Here is a 17,142-nt window from a genome sequence, read left to right on the forward strand (position 1 = left end):
CTGAACCTGTGGGAGCTGGCTTGCCAGCGATGAGGCCACCGCAGCCACCGTTGCAGTGGCTGTGAAAACCCGATCAGTCCGTCACGATCCGCGAATGTTTCTGCGTGTCTTTCATGGTGATGTACACCAGCAGCGACACCGCGATGCACGCGGTCACGTACCAGTAGTAACCGGTTTCCATGCCGATGCTCTTGAACCACAGTGCGATGTATTCGGCGGTACCGCCGAAGATCGACACGGTCAGTGCGTACGGCAGGCCGACGCCCAGCGCGCGGATTTCGGTCGGGAACAGCTCGGCCTTCACCACGGCGTTGATCGAGGTGTAGCCGCTGACAATGATCAGTGCCGCCATGATCAGGAAGAACGCGCCCCACCAGGTCTGGATGGTGTGCAGGGTCATCAGGATCGGCACGGTGAAGATCGTCCCGAGCACACCGAAAGCGATCAGGATCGGACGTCGACCGATTTTATCCGACAGGCCACCGATGATCGGTTGCAGGCACATGAACAGGAACAGCGTGGCCGCGGAAATGGTGGTGGAGTCGGAGATGCTCATGCCGACGGTGTTCACCAGGTATTTCTGCATGTAAGTGGTGTAGGTGTAGAACGCCAGCGTACCGCCCATGGTCAGGCCGACCACGGTGAGCAGCTCTTTCGGATGGCGCAGCAAGGTGCGCATGGCGCTTTCCTTGGACTTCTCTTTTTTGGTGAACGACTCGGTCTCTTCCATGCCGCGACGCAGGTACAGCGCGACGACCGCGCACAGTGCGCCGATGGCGAACGGAATACGCCAGCCCCACGCGTACAGCTGTTCGGTGGTCAGCAGGTTCTGCAGCACGATCAATACACCCAGCGCGATGAGCTGGCCAGAGATCAGGGTCACGTACTGGAAGCTGGAGAAGAAACCGCGACGTTCCTTGGTCGCCATCTCCGACAGGTAGGTGGCCGAGGTACCGTACTCGCCGCCGACCGACAGGCCCTGCAGCAAACGGGCAAACACCAGCAGGATCGGCGCGCCGATGCCGATGGTTTCGTAGTTCGGGCTGAGGGCGATCAGCAAGGAGCCGAAGCACATCAGGTAGACCGAGGCCATCAAGGCTTTCTTGCGACCGACCTTGTCGGCGTAGAGGCCCATCAGCCAGCCACCGATCGGACGCATCAGGAAGCCCACGGCGAAGATCGCGGCGGTGTTCATCAGTTGCGCGGTGGTGGAACCGGCGGGGAAGAAGGTCTTGGCGAAGTACAGCGAGAAGGCGGCGTAGACGTACCAGTCGTACCACTCGACCATGTTGCCGACCGAGCCGCTGAAGATCGATTTGATCCGGCTGGCGGTGGTTCTTTCTTTGGCGGGCGCGGCAGCCGACCCAAGGGGCAGGGCGTTGGAGTTATCCATTGAAGGATCCTTCGTTTAATTGTTTTTGTGGAGCGCGTTAAAACGCAGCCTGCCGGGGCTATAGCAGGAGCTGTGCCAACGGCGAGAGGGGCGGTTTAGACGGGGTGGCGGGATTTAATGAGCGGAAATCCGCTTAGGTCTGAATTGTTGTGAGCGGAAAGTCGCTCATTCAGGCTGATGGATAAATGTTGCCTGTGCGGGCCTCTTCGCGGGCAAGCCCGCTCCCACAGTGGTCGGTGGTGTTCACACATTCTGTGTTCAGCACAAAACCCTGTGGGAGCGTGGCTTGCCCGCGAAGAGGCCCGATCAGACACTGCAAAACTCAGCTGCCCGAAACAAACATCTCCCGATTCAACCCATGCCGCTGCAGCTTTTCATTGAAGGTGCGGCGCGGCAGCTGCAATTCTTCCAGCACCGCTTTCACATCGCCCTTGTGCCGGGTCAACGCCGCACGCAGGCACTGCGCTTCAAACGCTTCCTGCTGCGCAGCGAGGGATTGGCCGGGGTCGATGCCCTGCACCGGCTCATCCAGCCCCAGCACCTGCCGCTCGGCAACGTTCGCCAGTTCCCGCACGTTGCCCGGCCAGTCGTGGCTGAGCAGGTGACTCAATTGCGCTCCGGAAAGAGGCGCAAAGGTGCGGCCCAGACGCTGGGCGGCGCTGAAGGCGAAAGATTCGAACAGCAGCGGGATGTCTTCGCGCCGATCACGCAGCGGCGGCAGACGCAGCTCGGCGACGTTCAGGCGATACGCCAGGTCTTCGCGAAAACGTCCGGCCCGGGCCTCATCCAGCAGATCCGGTTTGGTCGCGGCGACAATCCGCAGATCGACACGAATGCTCTGGTTCGACCCGAGGCGCTCCAGCTTCTGTTCCTGCAGCACCCGCAGCAATTTCACTTGCTGGGCCAGCGGCATGCTTTCGATTTCATCGAGAAACAGCGTGCCGCCGTCGGCGTACTCCAGCTTGCCGATGCGCTTGCCAGACGCTCCGGTGAACGCACCACTTTCGTGACCGAACAACTCGGCTTCGAACAACTGCTCGGGAATCGCCGCGCAGTTCAGCGCCACGAAGGGCTTGTCAGCGCGCGGGCCGAAGTCATGCAGGCAGCGGGCGATCAGTTCCTTGCCGCTGCCGGTTTCGCCACGGATCAGCACGTTGACCGGCAGCGCCGCCAGATCCAGCACCTGGCGGCGCAAGGTCTGCATGCCACGGGACACGCCGAGCAGCGTCGCGTCGAGGCGGGCGCGGTGGTCGGCCTGCGCGTGCAGGGCGCGGTTTTCCAGGACCAGCCGACGCTTGTCGAGCGCGCGGCGCAGGCTGCCAAGCAGGGTGTCCGGGCTGAACGGCTTCTCGAGGAAGTCGTAGGCGCCGTCACGCATGGCTTCGACCGCCATCGGCACATCGCCGTGGCCGGTCAGCAGAATCAGCGGCAGATCGGCATCACGTTTCTGCACTTCGGCCAGCAACTGCAGACCACTGAGACCGGGCATGCGCACATCGCTGAGGATCACCCCGGGAAAGTGCGCCGGCAGGGCCGCGAGGCAATCTTCGGCGCGGCTGAACAGCTGCACCTCGAACCCCGAAAGACTCAGCCATTGCTCCACGGCGTTGCGAATGCTGCTTTCGTCATCGACCACCATCACTGAATTGAGCATCAGAGGTGTGCCTCCAGATCGATCGGCAGGGTCAGGGCAAACATCGCGCCGGCTTCGCCATTTTCCGCGCTCAGACGCCCACCGGATTCGTGCACGATAGCGAAGGATACCGCCAGCCCCAACCCCAGACCGTCGCCGACCGGTTTGGTGGTGAAGAACGGGTCGAACACCTGATTCAGGTGTTCTTCGGCAATCCCGCCGCCATTGTCGATCACACTCAGGCGCCACAGCTGCTCGTCGGCTTCCAGGCGGATTTCCAGACGCTTGCACAGTTTGCCTTGCATCGCATCGAGGGCGTTGCGCAGCAGGTTGATCAGCACCTGTTCGAGGCGGATCGCATCACCCCGCACCCAGGCCGGACGCGTCAGGTGCAGCACCAGACTGACCTGTTCATCACGCAGGCGCGCGTCGAGCAATTGCAGCGATTGATCGACCACCGTCGCCAGATCCAGGCGTTCGCGCAGGCCGCTGGGGCTTTTGCGGGCGAAGGTTTTCAGGTGGCCGGTGAGCGACGCCATGCGCGTGAGCATGTCGTCCACCGGTTTGAGCGCCTTGTAGGCGTCATCGACACGGCCATGCTCGAGCAGCAGGCGCAGGGTCGCCAGTTGCATGCGTTGCGCGGTCAGCGGTTGATTGATTTCGTGGGCCAGTGCGGCGGACATCTGCCCCAGCGCCGCCAGTTTGGCCGATTGCACCAGACCGTCTTGCGCGGTGCGCAGGTCGCGGGTGCGTTCCTCTACCAATTGTTCGAGTTCTTCGCGGTTGCGCTGGCGGACTTTCGACAGGCGCCAGCGCTGATTGAGGAACAAGAGCAAAAACACCAGCGCCAGCCACACACCCGCAGCAGCCAGCCCGGCGTTGCGCAAGTCTTCGAACGCCACCTGTGGGCGGCGCAGCAGGTGCAGGGTCCAGCCTTCGGTAGTCAGCGGCAGCGATTCCCACAAGTAATCCGCTGTTCCGTCCGGGCCTTCGACCCGGCGCAAGTCGCTGTTGTCGTCGAAGTGACGCAGCGACAGATGCGTCAGCGGGACCAGCGACTGTTTGTCGTACTGCCGTGTACGCTTGATCTCGGCCATGTCGCGGCTATCCAGCGGCCGCAACGAGCGATAGCGCCAGCCAGGCTGGTTGGCGATGAAGATGATCCCGCGCGCATCGCTGACCAGCAGCGTGTCACTGCCCTGGCTCCATTCGCGTTCAAGCTCGGGGAACTCCAGCTTGACCACCATCGCCCCGAGGAACTCGGCGTTGTCGCCCAACACGGCGCTGGACAGAAAATATCCGGGGATGCCGCTGGTCACGCCCACCGCATAAAAGCGCCCGCTGCCCTGAGTGCGGGTCTGGCTGAAGTACGGACGAAAACCGTAGTTGTGGCCGACGTAACTGCTCGGCAGGCGCCAGTTGCTGGCGGCCACCGCGAGGCCAGTGTGATCGAGCAGTTCAAGGGTCGAGGACTGCGCGGCGCCGTTGATTTGCTCCAGTTTCAGATTCAGCGCGTTCTGTTGCTCCGCACCCACCGGCCCGGCCAGTGCGCCGCGCAATTGCGGATCCAGCGCCAGCACGGCGGGCAGGGCGCGGTAGCGGTCGATCAGGGTATGCAGTGAGTTGGCATACAGCGCCAATTGCTGGCTGGCGCGGGTAGCGTCTTCCTCCAGCGCTTGACGCTCGGCGTGGCGGATGGCAAAGGTCGCGGTGATGGCCGCACCGGCAATGATCAGCAGGGTGTACAACGACAAACGCAGGGTACGAGAAGTCGGCAGCATGCTGGACTGATGGATAAGGGGACGGGCGGGCACGATAGCATGGGGCCGGCGATCCTGTTCGCTTCATGTGTCAGCAGATCAGACCGTAGTGAACTGACGGGATCTGGAGCGCAATATAGTGCGCGTGTAATCCAGCTCGTTGATCACGGCCGCCGTGGCATACCATAGATTGTGCGGTGTATTGCCTTCGTTTCGGCCCAATAGCCCATAGGTATTGATTGCCGTCATGCCTGCGCCCTCGAAGGCTTTTTCGATATCGAGCATGTTGGCGGATAAATAATCGATCAACCCGCTCGCATTGGCGATGCCCTTGGCAATTTTCTGAGCACTGAGCTCATGACTGGCTCCGGCGATTTCATGGCCTATTTCAATTGCGCCCAACATCGCACCCGCCGTGGCGCTGATTTCAGCGGCGGCTTGCGGCAGCACTTCTTTGGCGCCAACACTGATGAGCGTGGACGCCACTTCCTTGGAGCCCTTGAGCACGCCCTTCTGCGTATCGGGGATCATTTTCGCGTACTTTTGCTGCAGGTAATGGACCGGTGCCATGGTTTTATATTCGGCTTTCTCGACGATTTTTTCCTTGGACAGGCGGCTGGCCTTGAATTTCACAGAAGCGCTGGCGCCGGTGCGTTCTGCGGCGTAATCCCACAACCCGCTGATCAGTTTCTTTGCACCAATGCCCATCGCGGCCCCCAGGACATTGCCCACGCCGGGGGCGGCGGCGCCCAGCGCCTGGAAGAGAATACCGACCAGAATGCCGCCACCATAGGCCACGACTTGTCCGGCCAGGTGTACACCGGTGCGGCGCAGGACGGCCCCGGCAAATTGCCCCGTCGAGCGCTGGTTGAGTACCTGTTGCTGGGCATCCAGACCGCGACGCAGCGACAGCGCCAGAATGTTCAGGTGACGTTCGACCTGATGCGACAGGTTGGCCCGAGCCCGGTAATTCTGTTTTTCCTCTTTGCTCAGTGCCTTTCTCTGATCGCGCTGAGCGGGTGTTTCGAGAAACCCGTCCAAGGTCTGGCCGTCGGTGTCGATGTGGCCAATCGGATTGTTGGCGACAAAGGCATACAGGTTCAGCCCGTCGATATCCAGGGCCGGATCAGCGCTGACCCAGCGTTGCAACCACGGTGCGTAATAGCGTGCGCCGTAGTAGTAAAGGCCGCTGCTGTCCATTTCCCGGCCTGAATAGCGAATGGTTTTATAGCCGACTTCCAGCGTCGAGCGAGTTGCCAGCCAGGCGGTTCCACCAAATGCGTAGTAATGCTCCAGGCTGATGACGTCAGCCTGCCGATCAAGCTCCAGTGCGCAAGAACCAAGATGGTCATCAAGGTTGTAGCGCAGTTGATCGGCCTCGATGCCGGGCGGTCGGCCACTGAGCCAGTGCAGGCAACGCGCCCCTGGAAGAATGATGACATGCAGTTGCTGGCCGTCGCTGCGGCTGTGGATTTCCAGGCCTGGCAGGTAGCGCACCTCGTGACGGTGGGTGACGGACGGGGTGTGGCTCAGCGCGCACTTGTAGATGCGCTCACCTTGGCTGTAACGGTAGGTTTCAACGTCGTCGGGCAAGCCGTTGCTGTGTTGCAGCAAGGTAACGCGAGTCAGTTGATCACGACTGTCCCACGCCAGAGGCTGAGCGCCGGGTTGCAGTCTCAACTGGTTACCGTGCTCGTCGAAGTGATCGCTGAACACCGGGTCGGGATCACCGGGTTTCCAGCGCACCCCACGATTACTGTTCGGGTCGATCTTCATCGGTTGAGTGAAATTGTGGCCTTCGCGCACATGCACAAGCTCGACGAGGTTGTTTCCCGCGTCATATTCATAATGTTCGGTGTAGTTGTAGCGTCGTCCTGGATCGACAGGCTGGATCGGTTGCGGCAAACCGGGCGACTGCTGCGGGATCTCGCCTTCGAAGCCAAGACTTTCGATCAAACGATAAAGCGAGTCGTAGACAAAGAGACGGACGCCATCGACGCGCTGATTGGCAAAATACACCGTGGCCAGAGTGCGGTCCTCGATACGCAGGACATTGCCGACCGGGTCGTAGGTGTAGCGCAAGTCCTGCAGCGGTTTTTCCTGATCCTTGCCGGCCAGCAGATTCAGCAGCCGACCGTCAGCGGGATCGTATGCGCGGCGGCTGCGAACACCATTGCCGGCCAGTTGTTCCAGCGGTTGGCCGGAGGCGTTGTACGTGGCAGCGTCGAGCACCGGTTGTGCCGCGTCAGCCCCGGCTATCCACAGCGATACCCGACTTAACTGGCCGGCGACATCGTAGCTCGAGCGTTGTCGGTGACCACCGGCATCGGTGACTTGCACCACATTGCCGTGCGCGTCGAAATCCATACGCGTGATGAACGCTGCCGTCTCGCCAGACAGCGTACGGGTTTCACCCAAGGCCTTGCCATGCAGGCTGTATCCGTCGACCACCACCGTGGCGCCCGGGTCGGCGCTTTCGCTCAGCTCACCGCGCAGGTTATGCCCGGGGTCGGCATTGTGGTCGGCATAGCTGTAGCGCTCGACATCGTCTTGCGCATTTTCAGTGACGGCGATCAACCGCATCATCGGGTCGTATCGATAGTGCCATTGCTTGCCGCGCTGGTCGTGGCGTTGCAACACTTCATTGGCCAGACCGGGCAGATTGACGCGCCAGCCGGAGTCGACGCTGTCGACTCTCAGTCGTTCGCCGTCCAGACGGTAGGCGGTGGTCAGGCAGGGCACTCGGAGCCGTGGGTCATATTGTTCGATCAGACGGCCGTTGGGGTCGTAACATTGGCGGCTGGTCTGGCATTGGACTTCGGCGTCCACCATCGCCCGCAGATAAGCAACGGTTCTGACCGGCAGCCCCCTGGGATCGTGAGCCGACAGGGTGGGTGTTCGCCAGTGCACTGAAGAATTCATGCCCGCCCCTCCGTGAAACGGATCATTCAGGCTGCCTTTTTCCGGGTTCGGCGCTGCGCCAGCAAGAACTGATTGTCAGTAGTGCCCATCGCTTTGTACGCCGTCATCATGTCTTGAGAGCGCTTGATATTGGACAGCGTAAAACGGGTCAGACGACGCAGGTCTGAGCGCGAGATGGGAGTCAGGGTTTCTGCCGATGTCATATGGTTGATGTTCGGCAGGGAGTTGGCCGGGTAAACGATATCGGTGCCCAGCGCATCGAATGCATTTTCAGCCCAGCCGGCGCGTTGTTCTACCGCTGATTTCCAGTCATCGAGCATTGTGTCTATTTTCTTGATCTTTACCGGATCAAGGCGGTTTTTGATGTCTTCTGCTTCTACTGCCCGGGCAAACATGTTCAGTGCTGCGGGGATGATCGATATCCACGAAGCCATGAGCCGGCCCATCACGAAGGAGGGGTTGAGTACCGCATCAAGGCCCGGATGAATCAGGTTGTCCTTCACGTCTCGCCAAGAGCTGATTTCCTTGGCGCGCTCTCTGATGCCCAGCTCGTGATCAATGGCCTTGACCGAGATCTGCGAGGTTTGCGGAATCAGTGGGCCCGTTCTGAGACCAGCGCTGTTGGCTATCGGATCGATCATGGCCGTGGCGGAGTCGCCGCCGATATTGCCGCCGATCACGCCTCCGGTGGTGGTGTAGGGTGTGGTGCCAGGTACATTGGGCATGATCAGGTCAACCTGCTTGCCGCCTGCGACACCGCCCTCATAGCCGACGACCCCTCTCACGACTTCGCCTCCCATGTTCAGTGCCAGATTCATTGCCACACCCTCCTCATGGAGAATGTTATGGATTTGCCCCGCCACCTGCGTGGAGTGTCCCTGGACCCTTGAAAGAAAGGCTGAATACAGCATGATCACACTTTCCGCCCTGTTGTTTCCGTCAGGGTCCACATAGCGCAGCGGATTGTTACCGACGAACGCAAACCGGTTCGGCCCATCGACATCTCCCGCCGGATCCGCACTGACCCATCGTTGCAACCACGGCGCGTAATACCGCGCACCGTAGTAATACAAACCGCTGACATCCATTTCCTTGCCTGAATAGCGCAGCGTCTTGTAGTCAACCTCAACAGCCGAGTTCGCGCTCATCCACGCGGTCGCACCGAACGGGTAATAGCCTTCGTGGCTGATCAAGCGCGCCTGCTGGTCCAGTTCCATCACGCAGGAGCCCAAGTGATCATTGAGGGTGTAACGCAACTGGTTGTCGGCAACGCCCGGCGGTTTACCGCTGAGCCAATGCAGACAAACGGCATGGCTGCCGCCGCTGGCGAGGCTGATGACGTGCAATTGCTCTGCGTTGTCCTTGCTGCGGATCTCCAGTCCGGGCAGGTAGCGCACTTCGTGGAAATGCCGGGTAGAACCGCTGTAGGTGTCGTGGCGTTTGTACACGCGCACGCCTTGGCTGTAGCGATAAAACTCGGCGTCATCCGCGCCGTTTTCGCGTTGGACCAGGGTCACCGAGGCCAGTTGATCGCGGGCGTCCCAGCGTAATGTCTGTCCCGGTTGCAGGGCCATCAGGTTGCCGTGGCGGTCGAATAGCTGAGCGAAATCCGGAGCGGGGTCACCTTCTTTCCAGCGCACACCGCGATTGCTCGCAGCGTCGATACGCATCAACCGGGTCTGGCAGGCGCCGTCGCGCACATGACACAGTTGCGTCAGGTTGCCGCCGTGATCGTAGGTATAGGTCTGCAGGTAATTGCGTCGGTCGTTGGGATCGCTCGGCTGCGGGCGGCCGGGAATGTCGCCGGGGGCAGCGTCGTCGTAACCGCTGGCGCTGATCAGCCGATACAGCGAGTTGTAGCTGAAGGTGCGTTCGCCGTCGACCCGCTGATTGGCGAAATGGCTGGGCGTGAAAGCGTGGTCGAGGATCCGGGTCGGATTGCCGACCGGGTCGTATTCATGCTCGAAGTCCTGCAGGGGCTGCTGCGCACCTTTCTGTGCCCATTGCCGTTGCACAAGCCCGGTGTCCGGCTCATAACGCCAGTAGCGGCTGACACCATTGCCGGCATGCTGCGCGATGATCTGTCCGGCGGCGTTGAAGTGCGCGTCGAGCAATACCGCTTGCCAAGTGTTGTGTCCGGCCAACTGCAGTTGCAGATGCTTGAGCTGACCCGCGAGGTCATAGCGCGATTGCTGGCGGTGGCCGCCGGCGTCGGTCTGTTCCAGCACCGCGTCCAGCGGGCTGAAGATGCGCTGGGTGACAAATTCCCGGGCATCGGTATAGGTGCGCCGTTCACACCGCAACTGACCGGTCAGGCTGTAGCTGTCCAGGTGCAGGGTGCCGGACGGGTCGAGCTGTTCCAGCAATCGTCCGCGCTGATTGTGATCGGTCGGGGCACTGGCATCGGCATAGGTGAAGGTGTCGCTGAGCGGGTCGGCGCTATTGCTGTTCGCTACCACGCGCAGTAGCGCATCGTAGCGGCTGCGCCAGTGCACGCCGCGTGCGTCCCAGCGTTGCAAGACTTGCCCGGCCAGCCCGGGCAGACTCAGGCGCCAGCCGGCATCGACGTTGCTGACCTTGAGTGGCTGGCCGTTGAGGTCGTTGAGGTAGGTGATACTCGGACCGTTCAGGCGTGGATCGAACTGCGCCACCAGATGCCCGGCCATATCGTGCTGTTGCCGCGTCACCAAGGCCACGGCCGGTTCATCGGCCAGTGCGCGCAGGTAGGCAACCTGACGCAGCGGCAAGCCGCGACTGTCGATCACGAGGAGCGACGGCGTGCGCCGATGGAGATTGGCGTTCATCAGTGCAGGGTCCAGGGGGATGCCGGCTTCGACTCGACGGATTCTTCGGTGTCGTTGAAGTCTTCACTGGTCTGATACCACGGATGATAAGTCTCGCGAGAAAAATAGCCCTTGGCGTTGATCAACTTGATCGGACGCCCGAGCGGGTCATAGAACAGTTGATCGAAGTAGCCGTACCGTCGTAGCGATTGATCATTGACGTAGCCGTGAGTGTCGGCAAAAAACGGCCGGAACTGCCGCACCGCCAGGCCCTTGTTGTTGTATTCGACCCGGGCGCTGACCCGCCAGCGTGACTCGGCGTGTTCCTCGCGCAGCTGTCCGCGATCGACGATCAGCGACCCATCAGCGGCCACCGCACAGGCGATGCCGGGTTCGACCCGTTGCAGGGTTTGCAGCGCGCGGCCAAAGCCGTCCACGTAGCTGATGATGATCTGCACTTGTGCCGCCACCGGATCATCGGGATAACGGTCGGCACTCAGCGTCACGCTGTGCACCGGTGTGCGCGCAACCGCGTCGATGAGCTCACGCAGTGCCTGTTCGGCGGGTGTCGGCGCCGTCAATTGCGCGAGCCGTCGGCGCGCGCTGGCGCGAATGTGCAGGCTCGGCAACACATCGCCGCTGGCCAGCCATTGGTCAAGCAGCTGCGGCGTTGCGTTGATCGTCGCAGGCAACCGTCCCATCCAGCTGAACAAATCCCTGTGCAAGGTGCTGGCCGCTTTTTGTACGGTCGCTTGCGGGTTGGCGATGGCGGCGTCCGGGCCTGGATCTACTGGGCGGACGTATTCGTCGAGCGGTCGAAAACCGGCAGCGACAGCGTTTTCTGTGCCATGGAAACTGGTCGCAAAAGGTTGGCCGGAAGGTGCATAAAGCGCTTCCTGGATGTTCTCGTTGGCATCGATGATGCGCACGGGCTGCAGGGCATGGCGATCGTATTCGCAGCGGGTGATGCAGCCATCCGGCAGTTCGACGCTGATGACCAACAGGCGATACTCGTCATATTGCGCTTCGGTCCAGCCGTGGCTCAGGGTTTCGCGGTACTCAAGGACCCGGAAGAAATCCTTGGCCTCGGCGTACTTCGCGTAGTTGTAATGCGCGGACCAGAGGCTTTCTGCGTCCGCATTGATCGCCGAGTCTTCGAACAGCAACGCCATCGGTGTGTAACCGATGTTCGCCAGCTCCTGCAGGATATCGAACGGTGGCGGCACAACGTCGTAGGCGGCGAGGGCCGTCTTGTCAAAGCTGGCCATTTCCAGCGGCGCTTTCAGCGCTTCGAACCCGGCTGTACCGTCGGGCAGCGGACTGCCGTCTTCTGTCTCGATATAGCGCTGCACGGTTTGTCCGCTCAGCACCCGCAGGGCATTCCACTCGGGCGAGCGGACATGCTCTTTGAGTAAATCCCATGTCACCTGTTGCGGATTGAGGCCCGACGGCAGATCACCTTTGGGCAGCGCCAGCGCATTGCTGCGTTGCTGCCAGGGCAGGCCCAGCCGCCATTGATAGAGCTTGTCGTCCAGATCAATCGCGCGCGCGCGCGTTTCGTTGATATAAAACGACTGCTGCGCCGGGTCATGCGCGTCCCGCCACCACTGTTGCTCGTCGGGGTCGCTGAAAGGCGGCGGATCACCGGGCAGGCGCCGTCGTGCATAACTGATGGTCAGGCTGTGCGTGGCGTGGCCGTATTCGCTGCTGGCAAGCAACACTTCATGACGGCACAACGGGTCGTCAATGAAACCATCGTACTGATAGCTGAGTTTTTCCAGGGTCTGCACCAGCAGCACGGCTGCCAATCCCTGCCGACCTGTGGGCTGGACATCTCGTACCCGATAGCGAAACTCCTCTACCGCACAGAGCCGTGTATTGGCCGGCTCGTCAGTGCCGGTCCAGGTTTCGATGCGGGCGATGGCGCCGACCAGCGCGCGCGCGATTGTATGGCGTACGCCTTCGTCCTCTGGCGTTACGGGTTCATCGTATTCATCGCCGGGGTGATAGCGACTGAAGACGGTGGGTCGCAAATCAACTGCGTCACGGTCACCGTCGAAGTAGCCGTACCTTGACCGATCCATCGCCTGCCCGGTCAAGAACCAGGTACAGACCCGCACCGGTGCTGTGAAGCCAACGTCGTCATCGCCCGCCGAACGTTCACTGTCGCTCTGCTGCAGGTGACCGAAACCTCGAAACTCACGCTCGATACTGTCGTAGACGCCTTCGCGATAGAGGCACGATTGTGTCAGGCAATTGCCGGTGATTTCATCCAGTTGGCGTTGCCGGCTGACGACTTGAACCGCGAACGGTAAATGGCAGACCGGTATTTCTCCGGGATGATCGGTGTGCCACTGCTGCTTTTCATCCAGCCATTCCTGGGCAGAGCTGCGATAGACCACTTGCGTGGCGCAGCCCATGTTGTTGTTGCTAGCGGTCAGCAAGTAAGGCTTGGCCGCGACGAAGTCGTAGCGCCAGTGCTGCGGGGTCATGTGCGGCACCGTCAGGATCAGGCTGGCACAACCCAGGCCTTGCAGGTCGGCGAAACTGACCTGACACAGGCGGTCGTAACTCACGCCTTCCGGCCACGGCACGAAGACGGGCGTCTGTTCCAGGCCATTGCCGCCGCGATTGAGGTAGATCTCGAAGCCGGCGGTTTTCAGATAAAACAAGGCCGGTGCGCCGGAGCCGTCGATGTCGGCGATCCGCAGTTGTTCGACGTTGAATTCGCCATACAGGAAGGGCAGGGCACTGATCACCCGGCCTTGGCCGAATTTGCCATGCCCCAGATTGGGCCAGGATTTGATTTCGTTGTGCCGGATCCGGCACAGCTCGCTCATGTCACTGCCGAGCATGTTGCCCAGAAACACCAGTTCTGTGGGGGCGTTGCCGAACAGCGGCAGGCTGTCCTCATCGTCTTCGCGAGGCACGTCTTCGGCGCTGGAAAATCCCTGCTCCCGGCGGTTGGCATACAAGCGCACCGCGCGCGGACCGATCAGTGCCAGTGAGTTGAGGCCATCACCGACCAGGTCGCCGAGCTGCGAAAGTGTGTTGAAAAATTCCAGCGGCATGCCGTTAAACGCGATGAATGGCGCCCAACTGCGGTCGGCATTCAACGTGCGATATCCGCTGATGCCCGGTTGGGCAACGCTCCAGTCCAGTCGTCCGTTGCCGGTCAGGTCGAGCAAGATCTGCCGGGCGGCGCCGTCGCGTCTGGCCACCGGGATCTGTTCCAGTTCAGTCCAGGGCGCATAGGTGATGGTGTCAGGTCCCGCGATTGCACGAAGCGGTTCGCGGTAATACCAGCACTGCTCGTAGCGGCAGAGAAATCCCGGTACACCTTCGCCGTACAGATCGACGCACTGGTAAAACTGCCCATCCTCGATGCCTGGCACAGTGTCTTCGGCGAACATCTGTGTGGGGATTTTATTGATCGCGAAGGGCGAATAGTCAAACTCCACCGGCGGTGTCGTCTCCAGCGCGCCGCTGGCATCGAAGGCCTGATAGTGAGCGGCGTTGATCCGGTTGTAAGTCCACGGATCAGAGGGCGACGGGTATTCGAGCAGCAGCCGCCGCACCAGCAGTGGATCCTCACCGGCAGGCCGCGAGAAGTTGTGGAACATCAGGATTTGTCGGCACAGGCGCCGCGTGCTCAGCTCGAAACCCTGACCGAAGGTGGAGAACGGATCCCGGCGTTTATCCCAGACAGCCAGGCTGTCGCCAGCGTACACCGGAGCCTCCGTCAGTGAACGGGTGCGCTCGCCGTAGTCGAGCAACAGATGGAAATGCCAATCCAGTTCGGCCGGATCGTCCACGGTCCAGCTGTACAAATGCTGGCTGGCGCTGACATTGCCATAGAACACCGCGTGCAAGTAACGCTGGGCGCGGTAATCGTGAATCGGGTCGAGGTCCTGATCATCGGCCAGATAGGCGAAGCAGATGTGCTCGCCAAGCGGATTCATGCTCTCGCACAGCAACCAACTGCCGACGCGAAGTGCATCGTCCGGGTCGGCCCGGCGCGAGGCGCTGGTCTTGCCGTATACGTGCAGCGAACCGTCCGCGCCGTGGATCAGCCAGAAGGGTGGCTCCTCTGGTTCCCCCTGCGCAGAGACAGGCTGCCAGCGTTCGCGCAGGGTAAAGTCGCTCTCTACCCGTGGCCAGAAGCGCACCACGTTATGAGCGCCGACGGGAATGGCGTTGTAGCTGTCTTCTACACGTGACTTTGGTGTGCCATCACTGTTCAGTTCGGGGTGCCAGACTTCACCGTCGTCACCGATGATTTCATCGAGATCGCTATAACGCGGTACACCTTTTTGAGTACGACGGCTGATCTGTCCAATGCTTAGGCTCCAGCCGATGCCGAACGGCCCGTTGCCGGCCTGGCTGCTGTAAGTCAGCGTGAGTTGTGGATCCCAGCCGCGTCCGGCGGACAAAGGCAGCGGCAGTTCAAATGAAGCCGCGCCGGTCGCACCGACCGCTCCCCAGCTTTTGCCGATGGTGGTGATCGACGCGCTGCTGGCGATGGACGGGGTGATGATGCTCAGCTCTTGATCGGCCATGGTCGGATCCATTGCACACGTGACACACGTGAGTGCACAGACGCTACCAACAAGTGGGAAGTACGTAACCTGTCAGATCTGACAGGTGCCAAAGGGCTATTGATGTGCTGGGTACAAAAAAGGCCGGCCCGTCAGATGACGGGCCGGCCTTGTTCATGGCTGTGAAACGCTTACTGCACTTCTACCGCCAGGCTTTCGGCGATCTTCTGCTGCCAGATCGCCGGGCCGGTGATGTGTACCGACTCACCGTTGCTGTCCACTGCGACGGTGACCGGCATGTCCTTGACCTCGAACTCGTAGATCGCTTCCATGCCCAGTTCGGCGAAGGCCAGCACCTTGGATTTCTTGATGGCCTGGGCCACCAGATAAGCGGCGCCGCCCACGGCCATCAGGTACACAGCCTTGTTGTCCTTGATCGCTTCGATCGCGGTCGGGCCACGTTCGGACTTGCCGATCATGCCCAGCAGGCCGGTCTGCTCCAGGATCTGACGGGTGAACTTGTCCATCCGCGTCGCGGTGGTCGGGCCTGCCGGGCCCACCACTTCGTCACCGACCGGATCCACCGGGCCGACGTAGTAGATGAAGCGACCTTTGAGATCCACCGGCAGGGTTTCACCCTTGTTCAGCATCTCGACCATGCGCTTGTGCGCCGCGTCGCGACCGGTGAGCATCTTGCCGTTGAGCAGGACGGTTTCGCCCGGCTTCCAGCTCTGCACTTCTTCCGGGGTCAGGGTGTCGAGGTTGACGCGACGGGCCGACGGGCCGGCTTCCCAGACGATTTCCGGGTAAGCATCCAGCGATGGCGCTTCCAGCGAGGCCGGGCCGCTGCCGTCGAGCACGAAGTGCGCGTGACGGGTGGCGGCGCAGTTCGGGATCATGCACACCGGCAGGGAGGCGGCGTGAGTCGGGTAGTCCATGATCTTCACGTCGAGCACGGTGGTCAGGCCACCGAGGCCCTGGGCGCCGATGCCCAACTGGTTGACCTTCTCGAACAGCTCCAGACGGATCTCTTCGATACGGTTCTGCGGGCCACGGGCTTTGAGTTCGTGAATGTCGATGGACTCCATCAACACTTCCTTGGCCATGACCGCGGCTTTCTCGGCGGTGCCGCCGATGCCGATGCCCAGCATGCCCGGTGGGCACCAGCCGGCGCCCATGGTCGGAACGGTCTTCAGTACCCAGTCAACGATCGAGTCGGACGGGTTGAGCATGGCCATTTTCGACTTGTTCTCGGAACCGCCGCCCTTGGCCGCCACGTCCACTTCCACGGTGTTGCCCGGGACGATGGAGTAGTGGATGACCGCCGGGGTGTTGTCCTTGGTGTTTTTACGAGCGCCCGCCGGGTCGGCGAGGATCGAGGCACGCAGGACGTTTTCCGGCAGGTTGTAGGCGCGGCGCACGCCCTCGTTGATCATGTCGTCCAGGCTCATGGTCGCGCCATCCCAACGTACGTCCATGCCCACACGCACGAACACGGTGACGATGCCGGTGTCCTGGCAGATCGGACGGTGGCCGGTGGCGCACATGCGCGAGTTGATCAGGATCTGCGCGATCGAATCACGGGCCGCTGGCGATTCTTCGCGCAGGTAGGCTTCGTGCATCGCCTGGATGAAATCCACGGGGTGGTAGTAGGAAATGAATTGCAGGGCGTCGGCAACGCTCTGAATCAGGTCATCTTGCTTGATCACGGTCATGAGTCGCGCTCCTCTAAAAGACGGGAACATTCAATAAGGTGCTTGCAGCTTGGGTGCATCGGTCGGTTGCAAGCACCTTTCAAGGCACGCCGGGGCTGCTGGCGCGACGCTAAAAAGGCGCGGCAGTATACCGCGCCTCGGTGGTGGGCACACATTGGCTTTTGGTCGGATAAACATTGTGGCGAGGGGATTTATCCCCGATCGGCTGCGCAGCAGCCGTAAATTCTGTGCACCCGGTTTGTGTGAAGGATTGCAGGGGGCCGCTTCGCGCCCCATCGGGGATAAATCCCCTCACCACAGGTCTTCATGGGGCATTGGTGGGTCATGCATTTGACGTCAATTTTTGGCGCCGAAAATCGATGGTCATTTATCGACTACGCCTCTAAAGTGGCATCCGG

At 61.2% G+C, this 17,142-nt stretch carries 7 protein-coding genes; all 7 read right to left on the reverse strand.

What is annotated here, in order from left to right:
• Nucleotides 1–73: 73 nt before the first annotated feature.
• The 7 genes from AB1J88_RS27115 to AB1J88_RS27145 all read right to left on the reverse strand — a co-directional run bounded on the left by AB1J88_RS27115 (nt 74) and on the right by AB1J88_RS27145 (nt 16,744).
• On the reverse strand, nt 74–1,393 hold the full coding sequence (locus AB1J88_RS27115) for an MFS transporter (RefSeq protein ID WP_430292385.1): 1,320 nt from the start codon (nt 1,391–1,393) through the stop codon (nt 74–76).
• Nucleotides 1,394–1,715: 322 nt separating this feature from the next.
• Complete coding sequence (locus tag AB1J88_RS27120; RefSeq protein WP_222018532.1) at nt 1,716–3,047, reverse strand: sigma-54-dependent transcriptional regulator; 1,332 nt, start codon at nt 3,045–3,047, stop codon at nt 1,716–1,718.
• Nucleotides 3,047–4,807 (reverse strand): ATP-binding protein, encoded by a 1,761-nt coding sequence (locus AB1J88_RS27125; protein WP_430292387.1) that lies wholly within the window; start codon nt 4,805–4,807, stop codon nt 3,047–3,049. Before AB1J88_RS27125 ends, AB1J88_RS27120 begins: the two co-directional genes overlap by 1 nt.
• 78 nt (nt 4,808–4,885) lie before the next feature.
• Nucleotides 4,886–7,708 (reverse strand): RHS repeat domain-containing protein, encoded by a 2,823-nt coding sequence (locus AB1J88_RS27130; protein ID WP_430292389.1) that lies wholly within the window; start codon nt 7,706–7,708, stop codon nt 4,886–4,888.
• Nucleotides 7,709–7,734: 26 nt separating this feature from the next.
• On the reverse strand, nt 7,735–10,512 hold the full coding sequence (locus AB1J88_RS27135) for an RHS repeat domain-containing protein (RefSeq protein ID WP_430292391.1): 2,778 nt from the start codon (nt 10,510–10,512) through the stop codon (nt 7,735–7,737).
• Complete coding sequence (locus AB1J88_RS27140; RefSeq protein WP_430292392.1) at nt 10,512–15,050, reverse strand: SpvB/TcaC N-terminal domain-containing protein; 4,539 nt, start codon at nt 15,048–15,050, stop codon at nt 10,512–10,514. Before AB1J88_RS27140 ends, AB1J88_RS27135 begins: the two co-directional genes overlap by 1 nt.
• Nucleotides 15,051–15,220: 170 nt before the next feature.
• Nucleotides 15,221–16,744 carry a fumarate hydratase gene (locus AB1J88_RS27145; protein ID WP_027612504.1) on the reverse strand — a complete coding sequence of 508 codons (1,524 nt, stop codon included), beginning with the start codon at nt 16,742–16,744 and terminating at the stop codon, nt 15,221–15,223.
• Nucleotides 16,745–17,142 lie beyond the last annotated feature (398 nt).

It is taken from the genome of Pseudomonas sp. S8, assembly GCF_050473925.1.
Taxonomy (GTDB): Bacteria; Pseudomonadota; Gammaproteobacteria; order Pseudomonadales; family Pseudomonadaceae; genus Aquipseudomonas; species Aquipseudomonas parakoreensis.